At 31.7% G+C, this 14,662-nt stretch carries 9 protein-coding genes; 8 read left to right on the forward strand and 1 reads right to left on the reverse strand.

All coding sequences use genetic code 11. The annotated features are described in order from the left end of the window. Positions 1 to 4 precede the first annotated feature (4 nt). The 3 genes from KQH81_RS03910 to pepV are packed head-to-tail and all read left to right on the forward strand — an operon-like array spanning position 5 to position 3,599. A complete protein-coding gene (locus KQH81_RS03910; RefSeq protein ID WP_027637406.1) occupies positions 5 to 1,075 on the forward strand; it encodes a M42 family metallopeptidase in 1,071 nt (356 codons plus the stop codon). Positions 1,076 to 1,092: 17 nt separating this feature from the next. Then, positions 1,093 to 2,196 (forward strand): M42 family metallopeptidase, encoded by a 1,104-nt coding sequence (locus KQH81_RS03915; protein ID WP_230028967.1) that lies wholly within the window; start codon positions 1,093 to 1,095, stop codon positions 2,194 to 2,196. 20 nt (positions 2,197 to 2,216) lie between these two features. Further along, complete coding sequence (gene pepV, locus KQH81_RS03920; RefSeq protein ID WP_230028969.1) at positions 2,217 to 3,599, forward strand: dipeptidase PepV; 1,383 nt, start codon at positions 2,217 to 2,219, stop codon at positions 3,597 to 3,599. An 80-nt stretch (positions 3,600 to 3,679) separates the two neighbouring features. On the opposite strand, the gene KQH81_RS03925 is transcribed toward pepV, so the two are convergent. Further along, entirely contained in the window at positions 3,680 to 5,269 is a 1,590-nt protein-coding gene (locus tag KQH81_RS03925) for a sigma 54-interacting transcriptional regulator (RefSeq protein WP_027637403.1), read from the reverse strand. Positions 5,270 to 5,538: 269 nt separating this feature from the next. On the opposite strand from KQH81_RS03925, the gene KQH81_RS03930 reads away from it, so the two are divergent. The 5 genes from KQH81_RS03930 to KQH81_RS03950 all read left to right on the forward strand — a co-directional run bounded on the left by KQH81_RS03930 (position 5,539) and on the right by KQH81_RS03950 (position 14,509). Beyond that, complete coding sequence (locus tag KQH81_RS03930) at positions 5,539 to 6,498, forward strand: N(4)-(beta-N-acetylglucosaminyl)-L-asparaginase (protein WP_027637402.1); 960 nt, start codon at positions 5,539 to 5,541, stop codon at positions 6,496 to 6,498. 63 nt (positions 6,499 to 6,561) lie between these two features. After that, positions 6,562 to 7,170 (forward strand): copper homeostasis protein CutC, encoded by a 609-nt coding sequence (locus KQH81_RS03935; protein WP_027637401.1) that lies wholly within the window; start codon positions 6,562 to 6,564, stop codon positions 7,168 to 7,170. A gap of 48 nt (positions 7,171 to 7,218) precedes the next feature. Further along, the gene (locus KQH81_RS03940) at positions 7,219 to 7,533 is read left to right on the forward strand and encodes a PTS lactose/cellobiose transporter subunit IIA (protein WP_027637400.1); all 315 of its coding nucleotides are present in this window, start codon (positions 7,219 to 7,221) and stop codon (positions 7,531 to 7,533) included. A gap of 197 nt (positions 7,534 to 7,730) precedes the next feature. Next, entirely contained in the window at positions 7,731 to 8,669 is a 939-nt protein-coding gene (locus KQH81_RS03945; protein ID WP_230028970.1) for an L-lactate dehydrogenase, read from the forward strand. Positions 8,670 to 8,929: 260 nt separating this feature from the next. After that, positions 8,930 to 14,509 (forward strand): beta-N-acetylglucosaminidase domain-containing protein, encoded by a 5,580-nt coding sequence (locus KQH81_RS03950; protein WP_230028971.1) that lies wholly within the window; start codon positions 8,930 to 8,932, stop codon positions 14,507 to 14,509. Positions 14,510 to 14,662: the final 153 nt, after the last annotated feature.

Here is a 14,662-nt window from a genome sequence, read left to right on the forward strand (position 1 = left end):
AAACATGAATTTAAATACAAATACACTAGAATTGATGAAAAAACTTACTCAAATATCAGCAGTTTCAGGAAATGAAGTTGGAGTTTCCAAACTTCTACAAAGCTATTATAAGAAATACACAGATGAAATAATTTTCGATAATCTAGGATCTGTTTTTGCAGTGAGACGATGTGGACTAGAAAATGCACCAAAGGTCTTAGTAAGTGGACATATGGATGAAATAGGATTCTTGGTTCAGGATATAACAGAAAAAGGTTTAATAAAGATGCTTCCATTAGGATCTATATGCAATGAAGGATTAATTGGACAAAGGGTAAATATAGTAAATCGTAAAGGTGAAGAATTTAGAGGAATTATAATGTCTTCTTCTAAAGATGCTTCAAAGTTAGTTGATATTAAAAATCTAGTTGTCGATATGGGAATGTCAACAAAAGAAGAGGTTTTAAATTTAGGAATACAACTTGGAGATTCTATAGTTGTTGAAGGGGATTTTGAAATCTTAGCCGGTGGAAAGAGATTGCTTTCAAAGGCATGGAACAATAGATTTGGATGCGTAATGGGAATAGAAATTTTAGAAGCTCTAAAGGAAGAAAAACTTGAAGTAGATTTATATGTTGGAGCCACAGTTCAGCATGAGGTAGGATTAAGAGGCGCTCAGACATCAACAAATTTAGTACAGCCTGATCTAGGAATAGTTCTGGACTGCCTTTCAGCTAATGATGTTACAGGAGAGAAAGATGGGGTTGGAAAGCTTGGTGAAGGTGTTCTTATAAACTATTATGATAAGTCAATGATGCCAAATAGAGCGTTATTAAATTGTTTAGTAGAAACTTGTAAAGAAAAAAATATTAAGCATCAGTATTATTTTTCATTAGGAGATGGGGATAATGGTTGGATACATAAACTTTTAAGAGGATGTCCTACATTAACAGCTTGTATTTGTGCTAGAAATCTTCAGACAAATAGTGGAATCATAGATGCAAATGATTATGTTGCAGCAAAAGAAGCTGTTATAAGTGTAATTAAATCTTTAAATGCAGAAAAAGTTGAAGCTTTTAAAGCTGAAAATAGATAGCATTAGGAGGATGACTTATGATTACGAATAATATAGAGCCATATGGTGATGTGGATTTAAAGATGCTTCAAGAACTTACAGAAGCTGATGGGATTTCTGGCTGTGAAAAGGAAGTCAGCAGGGTTATGAAAAAGTATTTAGAAAACTATGCTGATGAAATATCTTATGATAATTTGGGATCTATCATAGGGCTAAAAAAGGGAGAAGCTGATGGTCCAAGAATTATGATAGCCGGTCATATGGATGAAGTAGGCTTTATGGTAAGAGATATAGATGATAATGGATATATAAAACTTATTCCCGTTGGCGGATGGTGGGGACATGTTCTTCCATCGCAAGCAATGGTTATAACTACAGAAGATGGCAGGAAAATAAAAGGAGTGATCGGAAGCAGGGCACCTCATGGAATGAATGCTGATGAAAAGAGTAAGGTAATAGTTCCTATGAACTTATTTATGGATTTAGGAGTAGAGAATAAGTCAGAGGTTGAAGCTCTAGGTGTAAAAATAGGTGATATGATAACTCCTGATACAAAATTTGAAGTTATGAATAATCCAAACTACTTAATAGGTAAAGCCTGGGATGATAGAATAGGAGCAGCAGTAGCTATAGATGTTTTAAAGGAACTTAAAAAAAGTGCACATAAGGCAAATGTGTATGCTGTTGGTACTGTTCAAGAAGAAGTAGGCTTAAGAGGTGCGAGAACTGCTACCCACAATATAAAGCCAGATATAGCTTTTGCTTTAGATGTTACTACAGCAAAGGATACTCCTATGGATAAAGGAGATATAAAGCTTGGTGGAGGAGTTATATTAAGCATCTTAGATTCTTCAACTTTGGCAAACAATGGGCTTTTACAAAAGCTTGAAGAGATATGTGAAAGACTTGGATTAGATATAAATTATGATTGCATGGTAGCAGGAGGTACTGACGCTGGAAATATACATAAGACTTTTGAAGGTGTAATAACAATGACACTGTCAATACCAACTAGATACATGCATTCTCACAGGTTGGTTATACACCGCAAGGACTATGTGCAGACAGTTAAAGCTATAGCAGAGTTTTGCAAAGTAATAGATAATAATATGTTAGATGAGATACAGAAGGTAAAGAGATAAGTTTAAAAGGAGATAGGATTTTGGATTTTCTAAAGAATATAGATATAAACGGAGAATTTTTGGATGATTTAAAGATGATTTTAGAAAAGAAAACATTAAAAGGAGAAGCGGACTCTGAGAATCCATTTGGAAAAGATATGACAGAAGGATTGAAGTGTGCTCTTGAAATAGCGGAAAGATATGGCTTTACTACAAAAAATCTAGATAATTATGTAGGATATGCTGAGTATGGTTGTGGTGAAGAGTATGTTGGGGTGTTAGGACATCTTGATGTGGTTCCAGTAGGTGAAGGATGGAATTCAGATCCATTTATTCCTATAGTAAAGGATGGGAAAATATTTGGAAGAGGAACATCTGATGATAAAGGACCTATATTTGCATCATTATATGCTCTGAAGCTTATGAAGGAGAATGAAATAAAACTTTCTAAAAAGGTAAGAATTATCTTTGGAACTAATGAAGAAACAGGTACTGAGGATATGGATTATTATTTACAGAAAGAGAAGCCTCCTATTGCAGGTTTTACGCCGGACGCAGAGTTTCCAATAGTGACTTCGGAAAAAGGAATACTGACATTCCAATTCCATAGAAGTTTCAAAGAAACTCAAGGAGATTATAAGGTAGAATATATAAAAGGCGGAAAGAGGTCGAACATAGTTCCTGACTGCTGTAAGTGTAAGATATCTTATACTAATTCAGTGTTTTTGAAGTATTTTAAAGATGAAACGATAAAAGAAAGATATAAGATAGAAATAGAAAATGGCAACGGGTATTTGATAGTTGCAGCTGCAGGAGTGGCTGCTCATGGAAGTACGCCTCAGTCTGGTGATAATGCTATAAGCAATCTTTTATTATACTTAAATGAAGTTATGACTTTCAAAGACGATTTTACAAATTTCTTAAATGATTTTAATAATGTAATAGCTAAAGAATATAATGGAAAGAAACTTGGAATTGATTTTCAAGATGAAGAATCAGGTAAACTTACTTTAAACCTTGGGATAATAGATGGTAATGAAAAAGAGGTTTCCATGAGATTTAATGTGAGATATCCTGTAACAATTAAACTAGATGATATTTTAAGACATATAGACACAAGTTTAACTGGAACAGAATTTCAATTTAAAATGGGACATCATAATGCTCCCCTTCATTTTCCTAAAGATCATGATTTAGTAAAATCTTTGAAAAAGGCTTATGAAGAAGCTACAGGTGAAGAAGCAAAGCTTTTAGCTATGGGGGGAGGAACCTATGCAAAACTTATGCCGAACACTGTTGCATTTGGACCACTATTTGAAGATGATGAAAATCTTGCTCACGAAGTAAATGAGTATATAAAGTTAGAAACCCTAAAGAAGTGTGTTGAGATATATGGAAGAGCTATATATGAATTAGCAAAATAAATATTTCATTAAGAGTGAAAAATTACATTAAAAGTGCTATGCCTCTAAAGAGGAATAGCACTTTTTTCATAAACTTTTAATTATTTTTCTATAATGAAAAGTGCAAAAAGCGTAAGGAAAAGTATTTCTATTGATGAAAGGTTTATATTATATGTTTTCTCTATTATGGATTTCAAGGTTAATGCTTCTATATAATGATTGGGAAATAAATCCTTTAGTTTATTTAGCATAGGAAGTGCATTAAAATCCATAAGGTTTATCCTGTCATAAAGCATATCTAAATGAATATGAAAGAAATCTTTTGTTATATCATCGTTTAAAGCATCCGTTAAAGAGTTTTGAAGATGGCTTATACTACTAAGTATTTCATCAAAGGCAGAATTATTAAGACTGTAATGATAAGTTGCCATGTTCTCATCTATTATATTGAAATAATCTGTAAATATAGAGTTTATTAAAGCACTATTTGTATTTCTATTCTTTAGTGTATTGTCTACATTTTTAATAAGTTTTTTAAATGTAGATAGTATTATATGTTTCTGTTTTAAAAATGATAAGCTTGTAACCTCAGTGTTTTCATCATAAGTAAAATATCCGTCTATGCTTTTTAGAGAATTAATAAGCTCCCTTTCTTTAGTAAGCGGAGAGCTTAGAGGCTTTTTCAAATCATTTGGAAGGTCAGGGCTATTTATTTTTATCTGTTTCTTGTTGTTTATAAAATATGAAGCATAAGCATTTGCTACGGCTAAGGTTATATCATTTTTCAACTGACCTATATTATACGGACAATCATACGATAAAAGACAAAGCATAGCGTTGTAAGAAACAAGTACGGGTTTAGAAAGCTTCATACTTTCTTCTTTGAGAAAATGTTCTATAAGTGTAAGCCGTTCCTCTATAAGTCTTTCATTTAAGTCAGGAAGATAGATTTTTATTGGTATTCTTCTTATAAACGTATCTAAAAGAGAAGTACTTATATCTTTATTAGTTGCACATATGATTCTTGCAGAGGATTTGATTTTTTTTGAAACTTCTCCAAACCTTTTGAAATATCCTGTATCCATAAATATAAAGAGCATTTCTTGACCTTCACTAGGAAGGTTATGTATCTCATCTAAAAATAAGATGCCACCATCAGCCTGTTCGATTAATCCAGCTCTATCTTCAGTAGCACCTGTAAAAGTACCCTTTTTTACTCCAAAAAGATGTGAACTTAAAAGCTGAACATTATTAGAGTAATCAGAACAATTAAAATGAAGAAATGGCATATCCTTGCCTTTATTAATAGAGTTAGCATATTCATGCATCAATTGTGCAAGCATAGATTTACCAACACCGGTATTACCTATGATAAGTGAATTCATACCATTAGGTGGGTAAAGTATCGCTGTCTTAGCCAGCTTTATAGCTTCAGTAAGAGAAGGATAAAGATAAGCTAAGTTATCTAGTGACGATTTATGTGAAAAATCTATGCTATTAGGATTATTTAAGAAATATCTAACAGGACGAGCGTTATTTTTGTATAGTGAACCATTGTTAACGAGAATATTCAAATCTTTACTTACGTTAGAACGCTCAAGATTTAAATAACTGCTTATTTCAGATGTAGTGACTCCGTCACCTTTGTCTAAAGTTTTTATAGAGTTAAAAATCGAATCTATTCTTTTCAAAATTGATCTACTCCTTATAAAGTGTATTAGTATAGTTTGCTTTTTTATTATTGTATCAAAAAATAAATATAATAATTAATACTGTATTATTATTTTAACTATTTATATCTCTTTATGTATTATTCTATAACACACTATAGATATAAGGCAAATAAAAGTTTATAAATATAAAGGTAAACTTAGAAAAGATTACTTTCATTATATAAACACATTTTTGGCATGATTTTTGCTGTTTTAAAAAGTATACTACATTAACGGGGGGAAAAAGGATGAAATTTGCAATGATAGCTACTTGGAGAATGGCTGTAGAAGGAATAACTAAAGCATCAGAAGGATTAAAGAATGGAATAAATGCAGGAGATGCTATAGAGGAAGCTATAAAAATGGTTGAAGATTATCCATTCTATAAATCCGTTGGATATGGCGGCCTTCCTAATGAAAATGGAGAGGTAGAATTAGATGCAGCATATATGGATGGAAACACTTTTAGTATAGGAGCAGTAGCTGGAATAAGGGATTTCAAAAACCCAATAAGTATAGCTAGAAAGCTAAGCCATGAAAAGTTTAACTGTTTTTTAGTTGGAACTGGCGCAGATGAATACGCACACAAAAATGGTTTCGAAAGAATGAATATGCTTACAGATAGAGCAAAATTACATTACGAAAAAAGAAGAAGAGAAACAATAGAAAAAGGATTAAGCCCATATGATGGACATGATACTGTTGGAATGATAGCTTTAGACAGTGACAAGAATATGGTAGCAGGTACATCAACAAGTGGACTTTTTATGAAAAGAAGAGGAAGAGTCGGGGATTCTCCATTATCAGGTTCAGGTTTCTATGTAGATAGTGAAGTTGGGGGAGCAACTGCAACAGGACTTGGAGAAGATTTGATGAAGGGATGTATATCTTATGAAATAGTTAGACTTATGAAAGAAGGATATCATCCACAAGATGCGGCAGATAAAGCAGTAGCAGATTTACATGAGGAGCTTACTAGAAGAAGAGGAAAGTCAGGAGATTTGTCTGTAGTATGCTTAAATAACAAAGGAGAATTTGGGGTCGCAACTAATATTGATGGATTCTCATTTTCAGTAGTAACAGAAGATTTGGAGCCAACTGTTTACGTATGTAAGAATGTCGAAGGGAAGACTCTTTATGAAAAGGCAAGTCAAGAATGGCTTGATGCATATTTAAAGAGAATAAAATCACCTATAACTTTTGACTAAACTACTAATTTAAAATATTATTAGTAGTAATTAGAAAAGTTCTGTTTTTAGGAGGATTAGTTAATGGCTATTTATGAAGCATGTGTTGGAAATTATATAGAAGCTAAAAAAGCTGAGGAACTAGGAGCTAATAGAATTGAACTGTGTGACAATCTATTAGAAGGGGGAACAACTCCTAGCTATGGAACTATAAAGAGAGTAGTAGAGAAAATAAATATACCTATCATGGTCATAGTAAGACCTAGAGGTGGAAATTTTGAATTTTTAGAGGAAGAAATTGAAATAATGAAAGACGACATAAGAATTGCAAAAGAGCTTGGGGCTTATGGCGTTGTCATAGGGGCTTTAAAAGGGAACAAGATAGATATAGATGCTACAAAGGCATTCGTAGAAGAGGCAAAACCCTTAAGCACTACATTTCATATGGCATTTGATGAAATCGATGATAAATTTCAAGCTATTGATCAGTTGGCAGCTTTAGGCATTGATAGGATACTTACAAAAGGCGGAACAGAAGATGCAATGTCAGGTAAAGACGAATTAAGAAAGCTATCGGATTATGCAGCGGGAAGAATTACTATAATGCCAGGAAAGGGCGTAAACAAAGAAAACAGGGGCTTCCTATTAGAGTATGTGCACACAGATGAGATTCATGGAAGTAAAATTGTTTAGGGCTATTAAGATACAGTAAATTTAAGGTGGGAAATAAGGAGTACAATGATGGAAGAATTAGAGTTAATATCATTTCAATTAATAACGAATGTAGGAGAGGCAAGATCAGCTTTATTTGAAGCTATGAAAGCAGCAAGAGAAGAAAGATTTGAAGAGGCAGAAGAGCTAGTTAAAAAGGCAGATGCAAGCTTGTTAAAAGCTCAAGAATCTCATATGGGATTAATTCAACAAGAAGCAGAAGGAAAAACTGTAACTGTATCATTACTATTGATGCATGCAGAAGACCAAATGATGACAACAGAAACATTAAAGGGAATAGTTAGGGAAGTTATTTTAACTCACAAGAAGTACTCTAACAAATAAGAAATTTAGTAAAATAGAAAAGCACCTATTAAGTTAATGAAATTGGATGGGAGATTTCTTTAATCTAATAGGTGCTTTTTATAATTTATTACCTTAATCTTTGTAGAATTCACGATATATTAAAATTATCTTGATGTATTATGAAAATTCATTATATTATAGATATAAAAGATTTTAAATGAAAGTTGGGGGATATAATGAGTATAAGAAAAGTAGCCGTAATTGGAATAGGACATGTAGGGTCTCATGTAGCAAGTAGTATTATAACTCAAGGAATCTGCAATGAACTTATAATCATTGATAATGACATTAAAAAGGCATTAAGTCATGGAGAAGATTTAGCAGATACAATGGCGTATATGCCAAAGAGAGTCAATGTTAAAGTGGGGAGATACGAAGATATAGAGGATGCAGATATAGTAGTTATGAGTGCAAGCGGGCCAATATTCAAAGAGGATCGTCTTGAGGAATTAGAGGGGACTATAGAAGTTATGGATGAAATAATACCATACATAAAGAATAGTGGATTTAAAGGAATTATAGTATCTATCTCAAATCCATGTGATATCATAGCATATTATCTACATGAAAAAACAGGACTGAAAGTCATAGGAACCGGAACAGTCCTTGACTCAGGAAGACTTCGTGCAAGACTTGGAAGGCAGCTTAATTTGGATCCCAAAAGTATTGAAGCCTATTGCTTAGGGGAACATGGTGACAGTCAAATGGTTCCATGGAGCAGTGCTTTTATAAATGGTAAACCTATTTTAGAAATTATGAGAGAAAAGCCATATATTTATGGAAGATTAAGACTTAAAAATATAGCTTTAGATACCATGAAAGCTGGATGGAATATAGTTGTTGGAAAAGGTTCAACAGAATTTGGAATAGGAGCAGCCGCCGCAGAAGTGATAAGAGCTATCTTAGAAGATGAGAGAAAGGTGCTACCTTGTTCAACAATGCTTAATGGAGAATATGGTGAAACTAAAGTTTATGCCAGCGTACCTTGTGTCATAGGAAAGAGCGGAGTAGAGGAAATAATAGAACTAAATTTGACAGAGAAGGAACAAGAGGAGTTTCATAGTATTTGCAGAATTATTAAAGATAGGATAAAAGCAGTTGTATCTGATAAGTAAAATAATAAATATAAATTTATTTAAATAATTTGTAAAGATAATGTTTACATAGGAAAAGCTTTCTTATATAATATAGTTGAAAATTAAAGTATAACATTGTTTTTTAGTTGAAGCGTGTTACCTATTGGGCACTAGCTTTCCTACAAGTTTGTAGGAAGGCTTTTTTTGTCTTCAATTATAAAAATGTGAATTCATAGGAGGTGACAAAGCTAATAATAAAATTTTAAAACATTAATTTAAGTATACAAGGGGGAAAAAGTGTGAAAATAAAAACTAAGAGACTAGTAAGCTTTTTATTGACTACTGCATTAACTTTAGGGATGGTTCAAACATCTGTAGTTAATGCTTCACCTGTAGCAGAGAAAAATAATCAGCAAGAAGAATATGAAATTTATCCTAAGCCACATGAAGTAAATTATTTGGGTGATGAATTTGTTATACGTAAAGATGTAAATGTGGTTTATGATAGTACAATTGATAAAGCAACTAAAAATCGCATGACTGAGATCTTAAAGTTAAAGGAGAAAAATATTACAGAATCAAATGCAGTTGTAGATGGAAAAACTAATATTTTGGTTGGAACTCATTCTTCAGATGAATATGTGGACAATTATGTAAAAAATAATTATGAAATAGATGAGAGTGTATTCGAAAAAATTGACTCTTATTATACTATAGCAAAAAATGGAGAAATTATTATTTTAGGTAAAAATACAGATGCTGCATTCTATGGAATAACAACCTTAAAGCATATTTTTAACCAAATGGATGGTTCTACTATTAAGAATTTTGAAATTAAGGATTATGCAGATACAGCAATACGTGGATTTATTGAAGGATACTATGGAATTCCTTGGACAAATGAAGATCGTATGTCTTTAATGAAGTTTGGTGGAGAATTTAAGATGACTTCTTATATATTCGCACCAAAAGATGATTTATATCATACCAGAAAATGGAGAGAATTATATCCAGCAGATCAATTGGCAGAGATAGAGAAAATGGTTAAAGTAGGAATAGAGTCAAAAACAAGATTTGTTTGGACTGCGCATCCATTTATGGGGGGATTTAATGCAAATGATTTTGAAGGTGAAATGAAAAAATTAATCGCTAAGTTTGAACAATTATATTCAGTTGGTGTTCGTCAATTCGGTGTTCTTGGTGATGATGTTGGTAATCTTAATAAAAAGATTATTACCGATATGATGAATAGATTGTCTGAATGGGGTAAAGCAAAAGGTGATGTTTATGACTGGGTGTTCTGTCCAGCGGGATATAATGCAAGTTGGCAAGGTGACTATTCAGAATTAAATGTATATGATAAAGACTTTCCTAAAAATGTGCAAATTTTCTGGACAGGAAATTCAGTATGTGCACCTATTATACAAAATACATTAGATAATTTTAGAAGAAATAGAGCAGAAGAAGGAAAAACTAGAAGAAGTCCTCTATTTTGGCTAAACTGGCCGGTTAATGACATAAACATGAGCAGGTTAATGATGGGTAAGGGAAGTTTATTGCACACTGATATAAATATCGAAGATTTAGCAGGTGTAGTAACAAATCCTATGCAAGACGCAGAACCATCAAAGGTAGCTATTTTTGCTGTATCTGATTATTCATGGAATGTAAAAGGATTTAATGAAGACAAGAGTTGGAAAGATTCTTTCAAATATGTAGATAGTGATGCATCAGAAGCTTTACACACAATAGCTAAGCATACATCAGATCCAGCTCCAAATGGACATGGATTGGTATTAGGAGAATCAGAAGAAATAAAGCCTTTATTAGATGAATTCACTAATAAACTAAAAGCTAAAGAATCAGTAACTGAAACTGGAGCTAAATTATTAAATGAAATGGATACAATAATTAAAGCTTGTAATGAATTTGTAAAAGCTAGCACAAATAAAAGAATGGTTGAACAGATTACTCCATTTGCAAATTCTCTAAAAGATTTATCATCAGCTATCAAATTTTTTATCCAATCATCAATGGATTTAGAAAGTAATAATAAGGATTCAGCAGTACAAAATTTTGCTGAAGGAACTACTTTGTATGAAAATAGCAAAAAGCATGAAAGACCAGTAATTAATGGTGTTAAAAAAGCTCAACCAGGTTCTAAACGTTTAGTTCCATTTGTAGAGTCAGTTAGAAATACTATTTCTGAGAAGATAAATGAAATAGTTAATAGTGGACAAGAAAAATTAGAACTAACAGCAGAAACAAATATTTCAAATGTATATCAAGGCAAAATTGAAAACATCATAGATGGTAAAAATGATACTTATATATGGAATGGTGTATATGAAGCTAAAGATCAATACTACCAAGTTAACTTAAGTAAACCAACTACAATATATGGTGTGGATATATTAAATGGTAATAATGGAAAACCAGAGGATACCTTTGGACATGCTAAAGTACAATATACAACTGACGGTAATACTTGGAAAGATATGAATAACAAAACTTATGGACCATATGCAGTAAATGTTAAAATATCAAATGTGGAAATAAACGATGTTGTTGGTGTGAGATATATATGCACAGCAACAGATAATGGTAGAAAATGGCCTGCTATGAGAGAGTTTAGACTATTAACTACTCCACCAGTAGAAGCTCCAACATTTACAAGTGAAGTAATTCGCACAACTGATGGATGGGGAATTTACTCTGGAAAAGATGTAGATATGTTAGATGGAAATGAAAATACTGGTGTTCATTATAGAGTAAGACAAGGGGGAAACCCAGCTGATAGTACAATTGCAGGAGATTATGTAGGAGTAAAATTAAGTGAGCCTATAGTTTTAGGTAAAATTAAAATTCTTCAAGGACCAAGTGCTAGTTCAGGAGATTACTTTAAAAATGCTACTTTAGAATATTCTTTAAATGGTACTGACTATAAAGAAATTAAGCAATGTGTAAATGAAAGAGATATAGAAATAGATCTTTCAAACCAAAATATTGAAGCTCAATATGTACGTTTAAGAAATAATCAAAATCAACATAACTGGATTGGATTTAGAGAATTTCAAGTTAATGCAAAAATAAATCACAACGGTAAAGTATACACAAATGTAGAAAACTACAAAGATCACCCAGCAGATTATTTCAATGATAATGCTAGTATGGTTGAGCTTAATAATATAACATTAGGATCAAACCAATATATTGGATTAAAGTTAGATCGTATACATGAATTAACTGAAGTAATTGCAAAGGGAAATGGGTTAGATAAGGTTACCTTACAAGTTTCTAAGAATGGTTATGAGTGGACTAACTTAGATAACAAGACTTTAAGCAAAAATACTGATGCAAGATATATTCGCTTAATTAACTTAGGAGATTCAGAAGTAACTTTTGATATAAAGGAATTTAGAGTATCATCAAGAGAAATATCAAAACCAACAATAATCAAAAACAATATGGGAAAAATCCATGCAGGAAAACCAGAAGATTTATTTGATAAGGATCGTACAACAGGTCTACAATTTGAAAGACATCAAACTAAAGGTGACCATATGATTATTGATTTAGGCCAAGAAATTGATTTGAATGAATTAAAAATAGTTGTTCATGATTCACATCAAGACTATCTAAGAGATGGTAAGGTTTATGCGTCAATAGATCAAGAAAATTGGGGAGATGCCATAATTCAAATAGGTGATCAAATAGCTAATACAACTGCTGATGACTCAACTATAAATGAAAGTTTCCCAGATCATGAAATTTCATACAATGTAGCCAAAGCAACTGATATAAATAAAAAGGTTCGTTACTTAAAACTTGAAATAACACAATCTTATGGACATAGATGGACAAAAATAAATGAAATTGAAATAAATGGTGGAGCATATATACCATCAGTAAATAACCCAACATTTAAATCAAACGTTTCAGATACTCAAGATGGATTATTTGAATACTTAGTAGATGGAAATATAACTACAATGTTTATACCTTCTTCAGACAATGGGCAGCTTGTTTATTCGGTATCTGAAAACAATAAATCAAATCATATAAAGGTAATGCAAAATGCTAAGGTAATATCAAATGCTAAGGTAAGTGCAAGAATTTTATCTAACGATGGAAGCTCAAAATGGGTAACATTAGGTAAGTTAAATAAAGGTACAAATGAATTTAATTTACCATCAGGTACTACTTTATTAGATGTCAAATTTGAGTGGAGTGGAGTTGTTCCAAATTTAGTAGAGCTGATGATTGATTCAGTTTCTGATATTAATGTAGATAAAACAGAATTACAAAAATTAATAGACGAAAACTTAGATACTACAAATTGGACAACTGATTCAGCAAAAGTTTATAATGATGCTATAGAGATTGCTAAGGAATTAGTTAGTAATTCCAACGTATCACAAGGAACTGTAGATAGCTCAGTAAAAGAAATAGAAAACGCAAAAGCAAACAAGAAATTAAAAGGAGATAGCTCACTTGTGCAAGCTGCGATAGATGCTGCTGAAACAGATGAAGCTAAATACACAGCTAAGACTTGGAAAGAGTATCAAAAGGCTCTAAATGCAGCTAAGAAAGCTATGGAAGATGTTAATAACTTATCAGAAGATGATGTTACTTCATTGATAGATGGACTTACAAAGGCTAAGGAAGCTTTAGTTTATAATCCTACCAATAGAGAAGAAGCTGAGGTTGTACTAGAGGATATAACTATATTCATCAATACTATTACAAATCCAGAGAAGACTTATACAAAAAATTCATGGAAAGCATTAATCGATGCCAAAACTGAGTTAGAAAAGTTGATAGAATTAAATAAAACTAAACCTCAAGAACCAGCATTATTTGAAAAAGCAAAGAATGTAATGCTAGAGGCAAAGAATTCTTTAGTAAATGTCACTTCATTAGTGTCAGCAATTGAAGAGTTTGAAGCAATAAATGATCCAAGTATATACACAGAAAAGTCTTATAAAGCTTACGAATCAGAAATTACAAAGGCTAAAGAGTTGTTAACAAATGGTGCTGTTGAAACTGTTGAAAAGGCATTAGAAAATATTGCTGTAGCTAAGAAAAATTTAGAATTAGTTGGCTCAAGTGAAAGTATTAAGGGCCTTATTAATGAGTTGAAGGCATTAAATAATGAAAACTATACTGCTAATTCATACAAGACATTAATGGATAAAGTAAATGAAATTGATGGTATGAACTTTAATGATATGACAGAAGAAGAATTGAAGAAGCTTGAAAATGAATTATTATCATTAAAGAATGATTTAGTTGATGTAACAGCATTACGTAAACAGGTTGAAATAGCAAATGGATTTGAAGCTGATTTATATACCAAATCCAGCTATGATGCATTGATGGAAGTTATAAAAGCTTCAAATGAAGAGTTTACATCTGGTACAACAGAAAGCATACAAAAATTAATTAATCAACTTGATGCTGCTATTAAAGCGCTAGAAGCTAGAGTGAATAATAAAGAACTTTCAGATTATATTAATGCTATTGAAGATCTTGATTTAAGTAAATACACAGATGAAAGTGTAGCTAAGTACAATGAAGCATTATCAGCATTAAAAGCTATGTTAGAAAATGCAGAAAATATATCTGCTATAGAATTTGTACAGGCTAAAAATAATTTTGAGAATGCAAAAGCAGGCTTAGAATTAAAAGCTGATAAAGAGGATGAAGAGGATAACAACAATAGTAATAATAATGACAATAATAATGGCAACAATGGAGATAAACTTCCACAAACAGGTGGAGTAAGTACTAATGACATTATATTTACTGGATTTTTATTAATATCTTTAGGTGCGATGCTTATATACAATAAAAGATCAAAACTTAAAGAACAATAAAATTATAAATGGTTAAATGATGTCATAAAAATAAAATCATATATTTAATTTAAAGGCAGGGATTACCTTAAGATAACATGATCTTATGGGGAATCTCTGCCATAAATTTATATTGACAAAAGTATTTTGGTTTAATATAATTAAATTGAATCA

The organism is Clostridium cadaveris, from assembly GCF_020911725.1.
Lineage (GTDB): Bacteria > Bacillota > Clostridia > Clostridiales > Clostridiaceae > Clostridium_X > Clostridium_X cadaveris.